Annotated in this window: 17 protein-coding genes; 8 read left to right on the top strand and 9 right to left on the bottom strand. The window is 61.9% G+C overall.

Annotated features, from left to right (window positions below):
• The first annotated feature begins 27 nt into the window (after positions 1-27).
• The gene (locus tag P3T25_RS10890) at positions 28-1,137 is read left to right on the top strand and encodes a diguanylate cyclase (RefSeq protein WP_154558778.1); all 1,110 of its coding nucleotides are present in this window, start codon (positions 28-30) and stop codon (positions 1,135-1,137) included.
• Here the strand turns inward: P3T25_RS10890 and mdeB are convergent, their stop codons facing one another.
• Positions 1,138-3,882, bottom strand: coding sequence for an alpha-ketoglutarate dehydrogenase (mdeB, locus tag P3T25_RS10895; RefSeq protein WP_429358074.1), 2,745 nt, complete (start codon positions 3,880-3,882; stop codon positions 1,138-1,140).
• Between the two features lie 152 nt (positions 3,883-4,034).
• Here mdeB and P3T25_RS10900 point away from each other — a divergent pair, with 152 nt between their 5' ends.
• Positions 4,035-4,562, top strand: coding sequence for an Lrp/AsnC family transcriptional regulator (locus P3T25_RS10900; RefSeq protein ID WP_054037036.1), 528 nt, complete (start codon positions 4,035-4,037; stop codon positions 4,560-4,562).
• Between the two features lie 19 nt (positions 4,563-4,581).
• Here P3T25_RS10900 and P3T25_RS10905 read toward each other — a convergent pair whose 3' ends face one another.
• Positions 4,582-5,382 (bottom strand): SDR family NAD(P)-dependent oxidoreductase, encoded by an 801-nt coding sequence (locus tag P3T25_RS10905; protein ID WP_154558776.1) that lies wholly within the window; start codon positions 5,380-5,382, stop codon positions 4,582-4,584.
• A gap of 175 nt (positions 5,383-5,557) precedes the next feature.
• Between P3T25_RS10905 and P3T25_RS10910 the strand changes: the two genes are divergently transcribed.
• Together P3T25_RS10910 and P3T25_RS10915 are read left to right on the top strand one after the other, a co-directional pair.
• Positions 5,558-6,493: a GlxA family transcriptional regulator gene (locus P3T25_RS10910; RefSeq protein ID WP_429358075.1), complete on the top strand. Its 936-nt coding sequence runs from the start codon at positions 5,558-5,560 to the stop codon at positions 6,491-6,493.
• Between the two features lie 81 nt (positions 6,494-6,574).
• The gene (locus tag P3T25_RS10915) at positions 6,575-7,045 is read left to right on the top strand and encodes an HIT family protein (RefSeq protein ID WP_429358076.1); all 471 of its coding nucleotides are present in this window, start codon (positions 6,575-6,577) and stop codon (positions 7,043-7,045) included.
• A 216-nt stretch (positions 7,046-7,261) separates the two neighbouring features.
• Here the strand turns inward: P3T25_RS10915 and P3T25_RS10920 are convergent, their stop codons facing one another.
• Complete coding sequence (locus P3T25_RS10920) at positions 7,262-7,441, bottom strand: hypothetical protein (RefSeq protein ID WP_168435575.1); 180 nt, start codon at positions 7,439-7,441, stop codon at positions 7,262-7,264.
• Positions 7,442-7,718: 277 nt separating this feature from the next.
• On the opposite strand from P3T25_RS10920, the gene speG reads away from it, so the two are divergent.
• Complete coding sequence (speG, locus tag P3T25_RS10925) at positions 7,719-8,258, top strand: spermidine N1-acetyltransferase (RefSeq protein ID WP_429358077.1); 540 nt, start codon at positions 7,719-7,721, stop codon at positions 8,256-8,258.
• 449 nt (positions 8,259-8,707) lie between these two features.
• Complete coding sequence (gene sap1 / locus P3T25_RS10930; protein WP_154558771.1) at positions 8,708-9,046, top strand: surface attachment protein Sap1; 339 nt, start codon at positions 8,708-8,710, stop codon at positions 9,044-9,046.
• 290 nt (positions 9,047-9,336) lie between these two features.
• Here sap1 and P3T25_RS10935 read toward each other — a convergent pair whose 3' ends face one another.
• The 5 genes from P3T25_RS10935 to P3T25_RS10955 all read right to left on the bottom strand — a co-directional run bounded on the left by P3T25_RS10935 (position 9,337) and on the right by P3T25_RS10955 (position 16,579).
• Positions 9,337-11,070 (bottom strand): IlvD/Edd family dehydratase, encoded by a 1,734-nt coding sequence (locus P3T25_RS10935; protein WP_429358078.1) that lies wholly within the window; start codon positions 11,068-11,070, stop codon positions 9,337-9,339.
• 59 nt (positions 11,071-11,129) lie between these two features.
• The gene (gene araH / locus P3T25_RS10940; RefSeq protein ID WP_429358079.1) at positions 11,130-12,134 is read right to left on the bottom strand and encodes an L-arabinose ABC transporter permease AraH; all 1,005 of its coding nucleotides are present in this window, start codon (positions 12,132-12,134) and stop codon (positions 11,130-11,132) included.
• Positions 12,135-12,209: 75 nt separating this feature from the next.
• The gene (gene araG / locus P3T25_RS10945) at positions 12,210-13,769 is read right to left on the bottom strand and encodes an L-arabinose ABC transporter ATP-binding protein AraG (protein ID WP_429358080.1); all 1,560 of its coding nucleotides are present in this window, start codon (positions 13,767-13,769) and stop codon (positions 12,210-12,212) included.
• A 98-nt stretch (positions 13,770-13,867) separates the two neighbouring features.
• Entirely contained in the window at positions 13,868-14,872 is a 1,005-nt protein-coding gene (locus tag P3T25_RS10950; protein WP_266238830.1) for an arabinose ABC transporter substrate-binding protein, read from the bottom strand.
• 258 nt (positions 14,873-15,130) lie between these two features.
• On the bottom strand, positions 15,131-16,579 hold the full coding sequence (locus P3T25_RS10955; RefSeq protein WP_429358081.1) for an aldehyde dehydrogenase family protein: 1,449 nt from the start codon (positions 16,577-16,579) through the stop codon (positions 15,131-15,133).
• Between the two features lie 177 nt (positions 16,580-16,756).
• Here P3T25_RS10955 and P3T25_RS10960 point away from each other — a divergent pair, with 177 nt between their 5' ends.
• Together P3T25_RS10960 and P3T25_RS10965 are read left to right on the top strand one after the other, a co-directional pair.
• The gene (locus tag P3T25_RS10960) at positions 16,757-17,734 is read left to right on the top strand and encodes a LysR family transcriptional regulator (RefSeq protein ID WP_429358082.1); all 978 of its coding nucleotides are present in this window, start codon (positions 16,757-16,759) and stop codon (positions 17,732-17,734) included.
• Positions 17,735-17,887: 153 nt separating this feature from the next.
• Positions 17,888-18,445: a YaeQ family protein gene (locus P3T25_RS10965; RefSeq protein ID WP_154558807.1), complete on the top strand. Its 558-nt coding sequence runs from the start codon at positions 17,888-17,890 to the stop codon at positions 18,443-18,445.
• 26 nt (positions 18,446-18,471) lie between these two features.
• On the opposite strand, the gene P3T25_RS10970 is transcribed toward P3T25_RS10965, so the two are convergent.
• A complete protein-coding gene (locus P3T25_RS10970) occupies positions 18,472-18,897 on the bottom strand; it encodes a VOC family protein (RefSeq protein ID WP_171925271.1) in 426 nt (141 codons plus the stop codon).
• Positions 18,898-18,924: the final 27 nt, after the last annotated feature.

Genomic DNA, 18,924 nt, shown 5'->3' on the forward strand with positions numbered 1-18,924 from the left:
CATTGACATTCATTCTGGCTGACCAATATGGACACTCCGAAACCGCATCAGGCCACCACCGCGCAGGAACTCGCAGAACACGACGCGAACGCGCAGGCATACGCGGAGGACGCACCGAATAGCGCCATCGATGACGCGTTAGCGCGCATCCTCGGCAATCCGCCCGCGGCCGAGTGCCCGATCATGGTGTTGCTGGTCGACGATCAGGCGATCATCGCCGAGGCGGTCCGCCAGGCGCTGGCCGACGAAACGAGCGTCGACTTCCATTACTGCGCGTCGCCCGAAGAGGCGGTGCGCTGCGCTGAGGAAACCCGCGCGACGGTGATCCTGCAAGACCTCGTGATGCCCGGCACCGACGGCCTCACCCTCGTGCGGCAGTACCGGCAGAAACCGGCGACGCGCGATATTCCGATCATCGTGCTGTCGACCAAGGAAGAGCCGCTCGTGAAAAGCGCGGCCTTCGCCGCCGGCGCCAACGACTACCTCGTGAAGCTGCCGGATCGCATCGAGTTGATCGCGCGGATTCGCTACCACTCGCGCTCGTATCTGAACCTGTTGCAGCGCGACGAGGCGTATCAGGCCCTGCGCCAGTCGCAACAGCAGTTGCTCGCAACCAATCTTGAACTGCAGCGGCTCACGCATTCGGACGGCTTGACGGGTTTGTCGAATCGCCGTTACCTCGACCAGTACCTCGCCGCCGAATGGCGCCGCGGCACGCGCGACAAGACGGCCCTCGGCTTTCTGATGATCGATGTGGATAACTTCAAGGCCTACAACGACACCTATGGACACGTTGCCGGTGACGAGGTGCTTAAGCGTGTCGCGCACACCGTCGAGTCGTGTCTGGGACGCTCGCCCGATCTCGCGGCCCGGTTTGGCGGCGAAGAGTTCGCGGTGGTGTTGCCGGGAACATCCTCGGGCGGCCTGCGCTTGCTTGCCGAGAAAATCCGCCTCGCAATCGAAGGGCTCGCGATTCCCCACGCAGGATCAGCGGCGGGCGTCGTGACGATCAGCATCGGCGCGGCGAACATCGTGCCGTCCGCAACCGAACCGGTGACAACGTTGATCGAAGCCGCCGACGTCGGACTGTATCGGGCGAAACGCGATGGGAAGAATCAGGTGTCAGTGAGCGGCTGATCAGCACTGCCACGAAGCAGTGCCCACGGGCGCATCGCCGCGATACTTGTTGCGTGCTTCGGCGAGCACGCTCGCATCGATTGCGCCTTCGTCCACCAGTGCCTTCAACGCCGCGATCACGATCGACTTGCGGTCCACTTCGAAGAATTCGCGCAACGCCTGACGCGTGTCGCTGCGACCGAAGCCGTCCGTGCCGAGCGTGACATAGCGGCGCGGCACGTAGGCGCGGATCAGTTCGGGCACCGCGCGAACATAGTCGGTCGCGGCGATGATCGGGCCGTGCGATGCTTCGAGCGCTTTCGTAACGTAGGGCGCCTCTGTCGGCTCGCCAAGACGTGCGTTTCTCTCCGACGTCATGCCGTCACGCTGCAACTCGGTGAAGCTGGTCACGCTCCACACCGCGGCTTCAATTTGCCAGTCGTCCTTGAGCAGTTGCTGCGCCGCGATGACCTCACCGAGAATCGCGCCAGCACCGAGCAACTGCACCTGCGCTGGTGAAGTCGCCGCCTGCGCATCCCCGCCAAGCGGATAGATGCCCTTGAGAATGCCCTCACGCAGCATCGTCAAATCACCACCCGGCACCGAAGGCTGCGCGTAGTTCTCGTTCATCACCGTCACGTAATAGAACACGTCGCGCTGTTCTTCGACCATCTCGCGCATGCCTTCGTCGACGATCGCGGCAACCTCGTAAGCGAACGCCGGATCGTACGCGCGGCAGTTCGGAATCGTCGATGCCGCCAGATGGCTCGTGCCGTCTTGATGCTGCAAGCCTTCGCCACCAAGCGTCGTCTTACCCGACGTCGCGCCGATCAGGAAACCTCGTGCACGCTGATCCGCCGCCGCCCAGATCAGATCGCCGATCCGCTGAAAGCCGAACATCGAGTAGTAGATGTAGAACGGCAGCATCGGCAGGTTGTGCACGCTGTACGAGGTCGCCGCCGCAATCCACGACGACACTGCGCCCGCTTCCGAAATCCCCTCTTCGAGAATCTGCCCTTTGGTGTCCTCTCTGTAGTACAGCATCGAGCCGAGGTCCTCCGGCTCATACAACTGCCCGAGCGGCGAATAGATGCCGACCTGGCGGAACATGTTCGCCATACCGAAGGTGCGTGCTTCATCCGCGACGATCGGCACCACACGTGGACCGACTTCGTTGTCCTTGAGCAGCGCGGTCAGCATGCGGACCAACGCCATCGTCGTGGACATCTCGCGACCGTTCGAGTCCAGCGCGAATTGCCCCCAGGAGGACATCGGCGGGACGATCAGCCCCTTCGACGCCACTCTCCGCCTTCTGGGCAGATAGCCTCCCAGGGCAGCCCGGCGAGCATGCAGGTATTGCATCTCCGGGCTGTCGTCCGCTGGCTTGTAAAACTTCACCTGTTCGACGTCCTCATCCGTGAGCGGCAGGCGGAAGCGATCGCGAAACGCCTTGAGGTCGTCGAAGCCGAGTTTCTTCTGTTGATGCGTGGTCATGCGGCCCTGGCCCGTGGTGCCCATGCCGAAGCCCTTCATCGTCTTCGCGAGAATCACCGTCGGCTGGCCGCGATGCGCGAGCGCTTTCGCATACGCCGCGTGCAGCTTGCGCACGTCGTGGCCGCCGCGGCGCAGACGGTCGATGTCGTCGTCGCTCAGCTGCGCGGCGAGCGCGGCAAGCTCCGGGTTCTGGCCGAAGAAACGCTCGCGGTTGTACGCGCCGTCGTTGGCCGAGAAGGTCTGGAACTGGCCGTCGACGGTGTGTGCGAACGCGCGCAGCAACGCGCCGGTGCGGTCGCGTGAAAACAGCGCGTCCCAGTCCGAGCCCCATACCACCCTGATCACGTTCCAGCCGGCGCCGATGAAGTGCGCTTCGAGCTCGTCGATGATGCGGCCGTTACTGCGCACCGGGCCATCCAGGCGCTGCAGATTGCAGTTGATGACGAATACGAGGTTATCGAGCCCTTCGCGCGCGGCAATCGAGAGCGCGCCGGTCGATTCCGGCTCGTCCATCTCGCCGTCGCCGAAAAAGCCCCACACCTTGCGGCCTTCCGTTTGTACGAGGCCGCGATTGGCGAGATAGCGCATGAAGCGCGCCTGGTAAATCGCGTTGATCGGACCGATGCCCATCGAGCCGGTGGGGAACTGCCAGAAGTCCGGCATCAGCCACGGATGCGGATACGAACACAACCCCGGCCCGCCGATCTCGCGACGGTAGTGCTGCAGATGCTGTTCGGAGAGAAAGCCCTCGAGATAAGCCCGCGCATACACACCCGGCGACGAATGCGGCTGGAAGTACACGAGGTCGCCCGTGCCCTCCTCTCCGCCCGGCGCCGCGGCGCGAAAGAAATGGTTGAAGCCGACCTCGAACAGATCTGCCGCCGACGCATAGCTCGCAATATGGCCGCCGAGTTCGCCGTACGCCTGGTTCGCGCGCACCACCATCGCCAGCGCATTCCAGCGCAGTGCGCCGGCGAGGCGTTCTTCGAGTTCGAGATTGCCCGGATAGCGCGGCTGCTGATCGAACGGAATCGTGTTCTGGTACGGCGTGACGTTGGTCCGCGCCGATTCCACACCCAGCGACAGCGCATGCCCCGCGAGCTTGTCGAACAGAAACTGCGCGCGATCACGGCCGACATGAGCGGCCACGGCATCGAGCGCTTCCAGCCATTCGGCGGTTTCCTGCGGGTCAGCATCTTCCGCCTCCGCACGCTCCGCGCGCTGGAGATCCAAAGACCGCAACTGCTTGCTACCGCTGGACAAATCCGTCATGGCACCACTCCCGCATCGACGCGTTCGGCTCAAGATCGAGTGAGTCAATGGTAACCACGTGCTCACAAAATGAGCGTCTCATTTGCTTGTGATCCTGTACTGAGATAGGCTATTTATTCCGGATTTGGCCCACACCACAGAATATTTACTCTATGACCACGCCACCCAGACGACTCGACCGCATCGACATCGGCATCCTGAGCCAGTTGCAGCAGAACGCGCGCATCACCAATGCGGATCTGGCCCGCTCGGTGAATCTGTCACCCACGCCCTGCTTCAACCGCGTGCGCGCGCTCGAAAAGCTCGGCCTGTTCAAGCAGCAGGTCACGCTGCTGAATCCGGAGCCGCTCGGGCTGCGCATCAACGTGTTCATTCAGGTGAGTCTGGAAAAGCAGGTGGAAGACGCGCTGACTCGCTTCGAGCAGGCGATTTCGGAGCGCCCCGAGGTGATGGAGTGCTATCTGATGACGGGCGACGCGGACTATCTGCTGCGCGTGGTGATGCCGGATATGCAGACGCTGGAGCGGTTCATCGTCGACCATCTGACGAAGATTCCAGGCATCTCCAACATTCGTTCGAGCTTTGCGCTCAAGCAGGTGCGCTACAAGACGGCCTTGCCGCTGCCGTCGTCGGGACTGACACTGGTCGATCCCGACGACGTTTCAACCGACTGGCGCTAGGCGTTCACCAGGCGCGCATTCAGCCGCGCGTATAACGCGCAGCCGGCACGCTGTGCGACAGGTTCGGCCCGAGATGCTGGCGTGCGGTGTTGAAGCGCTCCCAATCGGCCGCATCCGGCAAGGACGGAATCGTCACGAGTTCATGCTGGTCGAGGCCCACGAGCGCGGCGTCCACCATGTCCTCGGCGGTCATCACGATCTGCGACGGCAGATGTTCAACCGCGAGACCGGCGCGGTCCCAGAACGCGGTACTGGTGGCGCCCGGCAGCACGGCCTGCAACTGCACGCCCTTGTCGCCCACTTCATGATGCAGCGACTGCGTCAGGTTCAGCACATAGGCCTTGGTGCCGCTGTAGGTGCCGTTCAGCAACTCCGGCGAGAGTGCGACGACGGACGAAATATTGATCAGGACGCCATTGCCCCGCTCCACGAAACCCGGCACGGCTGCAGCCGTCAGCCGCGTCAGCGCTGTCACGTTCAGCTCGATCATGCCGTCGAGGTCGTCGATATTCGAGTCGATCAGCGAAGCCGTCGCGCCGACGCCCGCGTTGTTGACCAGCATGGTGATGCCGCGGTCGGCGCGCAAACGCTCCTCGATACGCCGCTGGTCGCCCTTGATGGTCAGATCGGCAGCGATGGTCTCGATATGGCGGCCGGTTTCCGCGGTCAGACGCTCGGCTACGCCCGTCAGACGTTTGACGTCGCGCGCCACCAGAATCAGGTCGTAACCGCGCCGCGCGAGGCGGTCCGCATAAACCGCACCGATGCCCGACGATGCGCCCGTAATCAATGCCGTGCCCTTGTTTGCTTGCGTTGCCATGGTGAATCTCCTTGCGGGCTTAGCGCGTCACGCCTGAGCCCTGATCGATGAATGGGGAAAACTGAAACCTCCGCCGCTGCGCCTTTTTTGTGGGCATCGCGGTGTTGACGAGTGAAGTCTAAGCGCGTAGCCTCTTGTCTCAAATGTCGTATTTACCTCGTTTTAGGACATCGCAATGAAACGCATCGGCGTGGTGGTCTTCCCCGGCTTCCAGATCCTCGATATGGTGGCGATCTCCGTGTTCGAACTGGCGAACCTCGAGGCCGGGCAGCCGGAATACCAGGTGGAAGTCATCTCCGAACAGGGCGGGATGGTGCGCAGCTCGTCGGGCGTCGAGATTGTGACAAAGGCGTTTGGCGACCCGGCGTATGACACGGTGGTCGTCACGGGCGCGATGCAGATCGAGCCGTCGTCGGCGGGATTGCTGGGGTTTTTGAACGACGCCCTCGCCGCCTCGCGCCGCACCACCAGTATCTGCACCGGTGCCTTCGTGCTGGCCGAAGCGGGCATCCTCGACGGCCGGCATGCCACGACCCACTGGTACCACGCCCGCAACTTGCAGCAGCGCTTTCCCGATACACGTATCGACGAAGACCGCATCTTTGTCGCCGACGGCTCGGTGTGGACCTCGGCCGGCATGACAGCCTGCATCGATCTGTGTCTGGCGCTGATCGAAAGCGATCTCGGCATCGCGGTCTCGCGCGCCATCGCCAAGAAACTCGTGGTCTATCACCGGCGCACGGGCGGCCAGTCGCAGTTCTCGGCCATGCTCGACCTGGAGCCGAAGTCCGACCGCATTCAGGACGCGCTGTCGTACGCGAAGAACCATCTGCGCGAGCCGTTGACGGTCGAACAGCTCGCCGACGTTGCGCATCTGAGTCCGCGCCAGTTCAGCCGCGCCTTTCGCGACGAAACGCGCCAATCGCCGGCCAAGGCCATCGAGGCGTTGCGTGTGGAAGCCGCCCGCGCCATGCTCGAAGCGGGCCGTCACTCTATGGAAGCTGTCGCGGTCGAAACCGGCTTTATCGATACCGAACGGATGCGGCGCGCCTTTCTGCGCGCGTTCGGCCAGCCGCCGCAAGCGATCAAACGCGCAGCGCGCGCGATGTAACAGCGGGCTGTAACAGAGGTGGTGGACAATATCGCCGACAGCATCTCCACCTTGAACCGTACGGCAACTAGAGGACGCGTGATGAACTACGACGACAGCAATCCCTTCGCGAAGATTCTGCGCGGCGAACTACCCTGCATCAAAGTGGCGGAAAGCGATGCCGCGCTGGCCTTCATGGACCTGATGCCGCAGGCCGACGGCCACATGCTGGTCGTGCCGAAGGAAGCGGCGGTTGAGATTTTCGAGTTGTCGGATGCCTCGACAGTGGCCTGCATGCGCATGACGCAGAAACTCGCCATCGCCGTGCGCGCGGCCTTGCGCCCGGACGGCGTGTTCATCGGACAGTTCAATGGCGCCGCGGCGGGACAAACGGTGCCGCATGTGCATTTTCACGTGATTCCGCGTTGGGAAGGACAGCCGCTGCGCATGCATGCACGCGAAGTCGCCGATGCGGCCACGCTCGAAGCGCTCGCCACGCGCATTCGCAACCATTGGCGCGCCCCTGCTGACGGCGCGACGGCCGAGGACGACGCAACTGGTCACGCCCCGTAATATGTGTAATGGCCGGTGAAACCAGCCGATCGCGCAATGTGACTAGACTGGCGTCTGCCTTGTACCCACAAGGCATTGAGTGTGGATCTCTTTTCAGCCTGCCCGAAACGGCAGGCTTTTTTATTTGCGGGTCTTATTCGAGGGTCTCATTCGCGAACCGCCCTCGCCTCACAGCGACGCCTGCAGCGCGATGATCCATGCATTCCACTGAAAGGGTCAAACCCGATGCCGCGAGCGGCGCAGCGGATGCCGCCAGTCGATACGGCGCGGCTTTGTCGGTTCAAGATGCAGGTCGTGCAGATGCCGATGCTCCTGCCACAATTCGTCGGAGAAAAGAAACGCGACGATGAGCAGCGGGATGACCAGAAAGGCGCCTAATATCAATTGCTCGATCACGGTAGCCTCCATCGCAAGAGCATGATTTCATTGTAGAGCACCGCATGTGCCCACACGGTGCCGAGCCCCTCACAACTTTGCGATAAGCGGCCTGCGACAACGCGACGCCCCTCCCTTGCCGAACCCGCGCAGCGTCTCGCGCTTCGCAAGACCGCGCTACGCGGACGAGAGGCGTTGTAAGAACTCCCCGCGCTGCGCCCGGACTAACAGGAAACGCAAGCTTGAGTTCTCATGCTGAGGCTGCGGAATCAAACCAATAATTCTCAAGGGGAATCCAATGACTATCGAACGCAGCAGCGAACTGACCCTGCGCCCGCTCGAGCGCACCGACCTGCGCTTCGTCCACGAAGTGAACAACAACGCAAAGATCATGCGTTACTGGTTCGAAGAGCCTTATGAAACGTTCTCCGAACTGACCCAGCTCTACGACCAGCACGTGCACGACCTGCGCGAGCGCCGCTTCGTGGCGATCGACAACGACGGCCAGACAGTTGGCGTCGTCGAGCTGATCGAGCTGGACTATATCCACCGGCGCGGCGAGTTTCAGATCATCATCGCGCCGCATGCGCAGGGCCGCGGGTACGCCACCGTTGCCACGCAACTCGCGATCGACTACGCGTTTTCGGTGCTGAACCTGCGCAAGGTCTACCTGATCGTCGACAAGTCGAATACCGCTGCCATCCACGTCTATGAGAAGTGCGGTTTCCGGCATGAGGCCGAGTTGATCGAGGAGTTTTTCGGCAACGGCCGCTATCACAATGCGTTGCGCATGTGCATGTTCCAGTCCGAGTTCTTCAAGACCGATCGGCACGGCTGAGTGAGTTCAACCTGCGTCAACCAGCCACGCCATGCTGCGTCGCCTCGGACACCTGGCACCGTTTATCTTCTGTATACACACCGTTATTTCGTGATTTTTGATTAGTCGGGTGAATGACTTTGTGTGCAACGCACCAAATGCCTGTATTAATTGTAGTAAATCACTTAATTGGTGCCTCACGTTTACGCCAATACGCGCCGCAAAGCTTTACTGGTTAAAGCGGCGCACCCTGCCCGTCTTTTAGTTATCCGTTTCAATCCGTCCTGTTTAAGCGGCTGCCCAAGGCTTAAGCAGGTGCGACAGGTGGTGCGACAATTCGCCGCTGTTGCGACCGCACACAAGATGTGCTTGTCGTTCTTGCGCGTTCTCCTAAAGTGCAAGGTGCGGGTTCGACGTTAAAGTTAAATACATAGCTAACCTGAGTAATTCAACCCGCACCGGAGGAAAATATGAAAACGCGAATCGCCCTTGTTTTCGCCATTGCGGGATTGGCTGCCGCTTCCGTTCAGGCTCAAGACGCCATGGTCAAGCCGCAGCAAACAATCCAGTTCAAGGCCAACGCGTATGGCTGTCTGTCGAAGGATAAACTCGACGCCGCCGACCAACACGCGCAAGCCGGTGAACAGCAAAAGATGCAAGAATTCTTCTCGGGATATCAGTGCGTTTCGACGCCGGAAAACTCGAGTTTCCGCGTTGTGCGCGTGGTTGGCCATGACGTCGAATTCGTGAACGCTGGGAATAGCGATACACAAGGCCTCTGGGCAAACGATCGATTCATCAAACAATAAGCTAAACGCCAACACCCCGGGTAAACGCCCGGTTTGACGGGTTTTAATTTACGCTACAAACCCTCTGATATTAAAAATCTGAGGGGCTGCGAACTTGCGAGTTAAAAATCGGCTGGGCATTGAGTGCCCGGCCGCTTTTTATTTCTGCGCGCGTTTTCCATGGCGCGCTTTCCATGCGCGTTTTCCATAACGTGACGCCGATAAAAAAGCCGATGCGGGCTTTCGATCCGCATCGGCAATACGCCTTCTCGCAAAGCGCAGGGAGAAACGGCTAACCGTTCAAAAGACCATCAATGCGAGTCGCGCGGCACGGGCGCGCCGCTCGATCCGACCAGGAAATCCAGATCCGCCCCCTGGTCCGCTTGCAGCACGTGCTCGACGTAGAGCTTGTAGTAGCCGCGCGTGGGCGGCGCAGGCGGCTGCCAGGCAGCGCGGCGACGCGCGAGTTCTTCGTCGGTGACATCCAGATGCAGGCGGCGGGCGTCGACGTCGAGTTCGATCATGTCGCCGGTTTGCACGAACGCGAGCGGCCCGCCCGCGGCCGCTTCCGGCGATACATGCAGGACCACCGAGCCGTATGCCGTGCCGCTCATGCGGCCGTCCGAAATGCGCACCATGTCCGTGATGCCCTTCTGCAGCACCTTCTTTGGCAGCGGCATGTTGCCGACTTCGGCGAAGCCCGGGTATCCCTTCGGCCCCGCGCCCTTGAGCACCATGACGCAGTGCTCGTCGATATCGAGACATTCGTCGTCGATCTTCGCGTGCAGCTCCTCGATGTTCTCGAATACCACTGCGCGGCCGCGATGCTTCAGCAGATGAGGTGTCGCCGCCGACGGCTTGATCACCGCGCCGTTTGGCGCCAGGTTGCCCTTGAGCACCGCGATGCCGGCCTTCGGCTTGAACGGCTCGGCGAACGTCGTGATGACCTTCTCGTCGTGATTCGGCGCGTTGCGCACGTTATCCCAGATCGTCTTGCCGTTCACCGTCAGCGCTTCGCGATGCAGCAGACCTTGCTCGCCGAGTTGCTTGAGCACGGCGGGCAAGCCACCCGCGTAGTAAAAGTCTTCCATCAGGTACTCGCCTGACGGTTGCAGATTCACGAGGCACGGCACGTTCGAGCCGAGCTCCCAGTCTTCCAGCGAAAGCTCCACGCCGATGCGTTTGGCCAGCGCGATCAGATGCACGACCGCATTGGTCGAGCCGCCGATCGCCGCGTTGGTGCGAATCGCGTTTTCGAACGCCTGGCGCGTGAGGATCTTGTCCATCGTCAGATCCTCGCGGACCATATCGACGATGCGCCGGCCGGCCAGATGCGCGAGCACTTGCCGGCGTGCATCGACTGCGGGAATCGCCGCGTTGTGCGGCAAGCCCATGCCGAGCGATTCGACCATCGAAGCCATCGTCGACGCCGTGCCCATCGTCATGCAGTGGCCGCGCGAGCGGTTCATGCACGACTCGGCTTCGGTGAATTCTTCCTGTGTCATCGTGCCGGCGCGCACTTCCTCGGACATCTGCCAGACGCCCGTACCCGAGCCGATGTTCTTGCCGCGAAATCGTCCGTTGAGCATCGGTCCGCCCGACACGGCCAGTGCCGGCAGATTGCACGACGCCGCGCCCATCAGCAGCGCCGGCGTGGTCTTATCGCAGCCGACCAGCAGAATCACGCCGTCCATCGGATTGCCGCGAATCGACTCCTCGACATCCATCGAAGCCAGATTGCGAAACAGCATCGCGGTAGGCCGCAGATTGGTCTCGCCGAGCGACATCACCGGAAACTCGAGCGGCAAACCGCCCGCTTCGTGCACGCCTTTTTTCACGTACTCGGCGAGCTCGCGAAAATGCGCATTGCACGGCGTGAGCTCAGACCACGTATTGCAGATGCCGATCACCGGACGTCCGTCGAATTCGTCGTGCGGAATGCCCTGGTTTTTCATCCACGATCGATGCAGAAAGCCGTCGCGATCTTTGAGGCCAAACCACGCCTGGCTGCGCAGCGGCTTTTTAGTCTGGTTGGAATCAGCCATGAAATCTCCTGTTGGCAAGCATGTAGTGCGGGGCGCCTGGCCCGGGGCGTATGTCAGCGTCAGTGCACGCGCTTGCTGCGGCGGTACTGATCGAACAACACCGCGAGCAGCAGAATCCCGCCGCGAATCAGGTATTGGTAGAAGGTCGGCACATTCATCAGGCTCATTGCGTCCTGCACGGAACCCATGATCAGCACGCCGACCAGCACACCGGAAATCGTTGCGACGCCACCCGTCAGCGAAACGCCGCCGAGCACGCACGCGGAGATCACGCCGAGCTCGAGACCCACCGACGTTTTTGGGTCGCCGAGGCTCATGCGTGACGCCAGCATCACGCCTGCAAAGCCTGTTACGAGGCCTTGCAATACGAACACTGTGATCTTGATTCGGGTGACCGGCAAGCCCGCGAGCAAAGCGGCCTCGCTATTGCCGCCCACGGCCAGCACGTTTTTGCCGAACACCGTTTTCTTCAGCAGAAAACCGAACAGCACGAAGCCGACAATGTTGCTCCAGATCGGATAAGAAATACCGAGGAACGCGCCGCCACCAAGGTCGAAGAAACGCTCTTCGGAAATCATCACCGCGTCGCCGTTCGACGTGATGAAGGCGAGGCCGCGCACGACTTCCATCATCGCGAGCGTGACGATCAGCGAGTTGATCTTGTAGCGCGCGACCAGCACGCCGTTGACCAGTCCGACCGCGCCACCCGCAAGCACGCCGGCGGCGATGCCGAGCATCACGCTATGGGTCGCGGTAATCAGGCTGGACGCAACCACGCCCGCGAACGCAACGATCGACGCCACCGACAAATCCACTTCGCCCAGCGCAAGCACGAACATCATCGTTACGGATATCGAACCAATTAGCGTGACAGAGAGCAGCAAGCCCTGGATGTTTCGCGAGCTTAAGAAATCCGGCACGGTGAACGACAAAGCCGCGAACAGGATGATGAACACCATCACAATGCCGGACTTGTTGATCAGGTCCCAGGTGCGCGCGGCACGCGCGCTCAGGCCCGAGGAGGCGATGGCTGGCGTGGAGGAGTCGGTTGAGGGTGTCTGCATGATATCTATTCCGTTTTCGATGGCGCGACGCAGTTGCCGTCGGTTGCATTCAGTGGCCTGATGAGCGCTACGTCCTCAGCGTGGCAGCGCGAGCTTGATCAGCGCATCCGGTGTGGCCTGCACCTTTGGCAGATTGCCGACGATGCAGCCTTCCTTCATCACGATCACGCGATCCGCCACGCCGATCACTTCGGCCAGATCACTCGACACGACGATCACCGTGCGGCCCGCTTCAGCAAGCCCATACAGCAGGCCGTAAATTTCGCTGCGCGCGCCGACGTCGATGCCACGCGTGGGTTCGTCCATCAGGAACACGTCGATGTCTTCGGCAAGCCAGCGCGACAGAATCACCTTCTGCTGATTGCCGCCGGAGAGCGTGCCGATCGGTGTCTCGCCGTTACGCGTTTTGATCGAGAGCTTGCCGATGAACTCTTTCGCGGTCTGCGCTTCCTTGCGGCCGTTGAGCACATTGAAGCGGCTGAAGTGACGGCGGCAACTGATGTTGAGATTGTCCGACACCGAAGCAATCGAGACGATGCCTTCCTGTTTGCGATCTTCCGGACACAGTGCGACGCCCGCACGCACGGCATCGCGCGGCGTGGCGAAACGCACGCGTTTTCCCTTGAGCACGATCTCACCGGCGCCCGGTTTGACGGCGCCGTAAATCAGTTTCATCAGCTCCGAACGGCCTGCACCCACCAGACCGAAGAAGCCGACGATTTCACCTTTACGTGCGGTAAAAGAGGCCGGTTCGCGCAAGCCGCGTCCCATCAGGTCCCTGACTTCGAGTTGCAGGCCACCCAGTTCGCGCGTGCGATAGCCGTACACGTCGGCGATCGAACGGCCCACCATGCAACTGATCAGGCGATCGCGATCGAGTCCGTCGCCGGCTTCGAACGTATCGATGCGGCGACCGTCGCGAAACACCGTCACGCGGTCGCACAGTTCGTAGACTTCGTCCATCCGATGTGTGACATAGATAATCGCGCGGCCCTCGGCCTTCAACGCGCGGATGATCCGGAACAACTGCGCGGTTTCGCGCGACGACAACGAACTCGTCGGCTCGTCGAACGCAATCACGCGCGCATCGCGCATCAGCGCCTTGCCGATTTCGATCATCTGGCGCTGACCGATCGAGAGATTCTTCACCTGCTGCGACGGGTCGATTTTTTCGCCGAGTCTTTCCAGCTCGCGCACCGCACGTGCAATCAGCGCCTTTTCATCGAGCACGCCGAAGCGGTTGGGCAGGGCGCCGAGCATCAGGTTCTCTGCAACGGTCAGTTCAGGCACCAGATGCAGTTCCTGATAGATGATCGCGACGCCCGCCGCGATGGCCGCCTTGGTGGTGACGAACTGCTGCTCGACACCATCGAGCAATAACGTGCCCGCCGCCGGCTGGTTCACACCGGACAGCACTTTGAGCAGCGTCGATTTGCCGGCGCCGTTTTCACCCATCAAACCGTGCACCTCGCCGCGCCGCACGTCGAGCGACACCTGGTCGAGCGCGAGCACGCCGGGAAAGCGCACGGTGATGCCGTCGAGTTGCAGATACGGATCAGTCGACGTAAGCGTAGGCGAGGGCGCTTGCGCGGGCCGCGCCGCTTGGCCCGTTTCGCCAGTGTGAGAAACCGTCATCGAAAGCCTCTAGCGGGTGGACAAGCTATGCGGGCCGATCTCGCGTTGACGTCAGCGTGAACGTGAAAAGGCCCGCAGTGTGCAGACTCGAATACCGCTTAAATTCCGAGCTCTTTACGCACGTCCTGCCAGTTGCCGCGCACCATCAGCTTGCCGGTGGTTTGCGTGTCGGCGGGCGGCTGCTTGCCGTCCTTGATCCACTCGACGAGGTTCTCCGTGCTCTCCTTGCCGTGCATCGTCGAGCTCACGGCGATCGTGCCGTAGAAGCCCGTCGGTTCCTTCTTCTGGAACTCGGCAAACGCTTCGCCCGCACCGTTGATGCCCACGCCGATCACGTCCGCCGCCGGAATGTGCAGTTGTTCAGTTGCGCGAACGCCGCCCAGCACGCTTTCCTCGTTCAACGCGAAGATCACCCACTTCTTGATGTTCGGATGCTGCGCGAGTACGGGCGACGATGCGTTGAAACCGCCTTCGTCATCGGTCGTCTTTTGCGGCGCGTCGAAGATGTTTTCCTTCTTGAAGCCGCCGGCCAACAGCGATTCCGTTGCGCCGTCGGTGCGCAGTTTGGCGGTCGGCAGTTCGTAGTTCGTGATGCGCAGCGCGCCGACTTCTTCCGGCTTCCAGCCGCGGCGCTTCATCTCTTCGGAGATCGCCGTGCCGACCTGATTGCCGATCTTGAACGCGGACATGCCCAGATGCGGCACGTTCGGCAGCGGCTTGCCGGTGGAGTCGACCAGTTGATCGTCAACGGTGACGAACTTCATGTTGTAACGCTTCGCACGCGCCTGGATCGCCGGTCCGAGCCGCACGTCGGGCGCGCAGATCACGAAACCTTTGGCGCCTTGCGCGCCGAGGTTATCAATCGCGGCCAGCACTTTCTCGCCATCCGGCGTGCCGATGTTGACCACCGCGAAGCCGTCCTTCTGGCCGAGCGCGGTGGCGGCTTTCTGTTCGTTGATGAACCACGCCTGTTCCGGCATCTTCACGAGGAAGCCGACTTTCAGCGGCTGATCGGCGCGTGCGGAGAATTGTGCGGCAAAGGGCGCGGCGAGAGCCGCGGCGGCGATCGCGGATAGCGTCAAACGGCGAAGCTTGCTGGTCATACTTGTCTCCTGAGGTTGAAAAGCTGCATTGGTTTCGTTTATTTGCAGCAGGGAATGCACGGCGGCGTCAGCCGGGGCGTGGATGGGCGATGGGGTAAGCCGTTCGAATCGCGGCAGCGTGCGCCGAGCAATGCGCGGCATGCTGAGCGATGAGATTCGCGGCCGAGTGAACTGCGAGATACACGGCGGCTACGGCGCTGCTACGGGCAGCGGAATGAGCCGTGGGAGATGTGGCGTGGTAAGCGAGTCTCATGGCCATCAACCCGCAACGTAGGCCGTTTTCACGGCCGTCCAGAACGCTGCATCGGTTGCGCCGTAGGCCGATGCCTTGCGACCGCCACCAGCCGCGTGATGCTCGATGGTGGTCGTCGGCAGATTGATCGTGACGAGGCCGCATTGCGCGTGGCGGCGGAAATGCCGCGCGCGGCTCAAGGAGCGCGTGCAGATGCCGGCGCATAGACCGTAAGCGGTGTCGTTCGCGAGATGCAGCGCGTGGTCGTAGTCGTCGGCTTTCAACACGACAGCGAGTGGACCGAAGATCTCGTCGCGTGCGATGCGATGTTCGGGTTCGCCGATAAACAAAGCCGGTTCGAAAAAGTAGCCGCGTGTCGCGCGCTCCAACTGACGCCCGCCGTGCAGCAGTTGCGCGCCTTCCTCCTGACCAACGCGCACGTAGTCGAGATTGCGCTCCAGCTGCGCGGCGTTGGCGACCGGGCCCATATCCGTGCCGTGCTTCAGTGCGTGATCGGCGTTGAGTCTCGCGAGCTTCGCCCGCAATGCGTCGACGAACGGCTCGAACACCGCACGTTCGACGATCAACCTCGACGCAGCCGTACTGCATTGGCCGGTGGAACCATAGGCGCCGCTGAGGGCTGCATCGACGGCGCTGTCGAGGTCGGCATCGGCCAGCACCACGAAGGGATTCTTGCCGCCCATTTCCAGTTGCACGCGTGCTTGCCTTGCAGCCGCAACCTGCAGGACACGTGTGCCGGTTTCTGCCGACCCAGTGAAACTGATCGCCGCCACCAACGGATGCGCGGCGATCCGCGCGCCGACCTGTCGGCCGCTGCCGATCACAAGATTGAATACGCCGGCCGGCAAACCTGCGCGGCTGACGATCGATGCCAGCGCCGCCGCGCAACCCGCTGCCGATTCGGCCGGTTTGAAGACCACGCAATTGCCGTGGGCGAGGGCAGCGCCGATCTTGGCGGCGGCAATCGCCAGCGGCGCGCTCCACGGCGCGATGATGCCGATAACGCCGAGCGGTTCACGCGTCACATCGATCTCGACGCCGGCGCGCGCCGCCGCCACGGGTTCGGCAAACGCGCGGAGTGCCTCGGCGGCGAAGAACTTGAAAATCTGGCCGGCGCGCGTGGCTTCGGTCAAGGCCTCCGGCATCGGCTTGCCGACCTCGCGCGCGAGCAGCCGGCCGAGTTCGTCACGCCGTGCCAGCATCTCGCTGCCGATCGCATCGAGCGCATCCGCGCGGCGCTGCGCCGAACCCAGGGACCATTCGCGGAACGCCGCGCTGGCCGCTTCGATGGCCGTATCGGTTTGCCTTGCATCGGCCCGGACGTAGTCGCCGACCGGTTCATCCAGATCCGACGGATTGAGCGACACGCCGGTGGTCGCGCCCGTCTCCCATCCGCCATTGATGTAATGGCGGAACGGACTGGCAACGAGCGGGACGAGCGGATCGCGATTCATCGACGGGAGGGCGCCACATGGGGAAGCTCAGAAAGTCCACGAATGGTATGAGCCACCCCAATAACTTTCCAATCCCTTTTTCGGCCATCCCGATATCAATTTCGATATGGCATGATGGAGACTCAACGACGGCAAATCGTCCGACAGACGGCATCGAGCTGCATAGGGAGACAGGCCATGACGCGTAGCTACTCGAACTGGTTCGTGCGGGCGCGGCTCAAGACGCGACAGTTGCTGCTGCTCGCAGCAATGGAAGAGGAGGGCAACGTCCGGCGCGCTGCCGACGTGCTCGGCATGACCCAGCCTGCCGCGTCGCGGCTCCTGAAAGAGCTGGAGGACATGCTGGAGGTGAGTCTGTTCGACCGCACGCCGCACGGCATGCACGCCACGCTGTATGGCGAAGTGATGATCCGTCACGCGCGCATGGTGCTTTCGAATCTCAGCCACGCACACGATGAAATCTCGGCGCTGCGCGCCGGTCTGGCCGGCCAGGTGCGGATCGGCGTGATCGCCGCGGCCGCTGCAACGATGGTGCCGCGCGCCATCGCCAGCGTGAAGGAACGCTATCCGCAGTTGCAAATCTGGGTGGAAGTGGAAACGTCGGACGTGATGCTGCCGAAGCTCGCCGAAGGCGAGCTGGACATCATGATCGGCCGGGTACTGGAGCGGCAGAACCAGTTCAAGACGGAAGTCCGCTACGAACCGCTCGCCGACGAGCCGCTGTGCGTGGTGGCGCGTCCCGGCCATGCTCTCGAAAATGAAACAAGTTTGACACTGCGCGGAATCGTCAACGCGAGTTGGGTTTTGCACCCGCCGGGCAGCGTTCTGCGTCATCGCTTTGACCTGATGTTTTCGCAGATCGGACTGAATCCGCCTCAAAACGTCGTCAATACCAACAATTTTTTGGCGATTTCGAGCTTATTACTTCAAAGCGACATGTTGGCGGTTTTACCTGACGAAGTGGCGCGTCAGTACCAACAGTATGGTGTTCTCAAGCAGGTACCGATCGATTTACCGTGCAGAATGGATACATTCGGTATCATCACGCGCCAGTCGCATCTGCTTTCGCCAGCGGCCTCCGTCGTGCTGGAAGCCTTACGGGAAGCCGCTGCCGGGGTGTATGGCACCGCTTTCGAGCCGACAGTGGCGCGATAAATGCTTCTCCCGTTGCGATAGTCGCAACAGTAGCCGGCTTTTTCGGCTCGGGAGGAACACGCGATGTACAACAAACACGGAACACGGCAACGCGCCGTCGACGATTCTTTTTCTGTTCGCTCCGGTGGAGCGAGCGCCTGGTTTAGTAACGGCATGGCTCTCAAATCGACGATTTACAAGGCGGAACTCCAGATCGCCAACATGGACCGGCACTATTACGCCGACCATTCCCTGACGATCGCCCGCCATCCCTCGGAAACCGACGAACGGATGATGGTCCGCGTCGCCGCGTTCGCGTTGTTCGCGCAGGAACGCCTCGAATTCTGCAAAGGTTTGTCGGACGTCGACGAACCGGACCTCTGGCAGAAGGACCTCACCGGCGCGATCGAAACCTGGATCGAAGTCGGCCAGCCGGACGAACGGCGCATTGCCAAGGCGAGCGGCCGCTCGAACGAGGTGATCGTGATCGCCTATGGCGGCCGCACGTCGGACATCTGGTGGCAAGGCGTGCGCAGCAAGGTCGAACGCATGCGCAATGTGACGGTATGGACGCTCGGCGAAGACGTCGCCGCCGCGCTCGGCTCGCTGGCCGAACGGACCATGCGTCTGCAATGCACCGTGCAGGACGGCGAAGCATGGCTCGGTAGCGCTGAAGCCGATGCGGTGAAGATCGAGTGGACGGTGTTGAAGGCGCCCGCCGACGCCTGGTAGCCTGGTAAAGGCCTTGGCAGCGCCCGTTACAGCGACGTCACACGCGACGCTTCGGGCGGCCCTTTGAGCTCGACCATATTGCCTTCCGGGTCGAACAGATACAGGGATTGCCCAAACCCATCCGCGCCATAGCGCAAAGCCGCCTCGCCGGGCCGCGCGCCGTGTTCGGCCAGATGCGCCTTGAGCGCCTCGGCGTCGAACGGCTCAACCCGCAAACACACGTGGTCCATATTCCGCCCCGCGCCCGGCACGCCGTTTTCGGGGTGATCGAGCTTGGCGCCGACCTTTAGCAGGTCGATCAGCGAGCGCCCCGCGCGCAACTGCGTCAGCCCCAGATCGGGCTGCTCCTTCTCGATGCTGCAACCGAGCACCTCGCAGTAAAAGCGCGTCATCTGCGGAACGTTCGACGCCCGAATGACGATGTGATCGATCTCGCGAATGTGGATTTTCATATCGAACGCCCCCAAGGCTTGCTCGCA

This window comes from Paraburkholderia sp. GAS32 (assembly GCF_050434225.1).
GTDB lineage: Bacteria > Pseudomonadota > Gammaproteobacteria > Burkholderiales > Burkholderiaceae > Paraburkholderia > Paraburkholderia madseniana.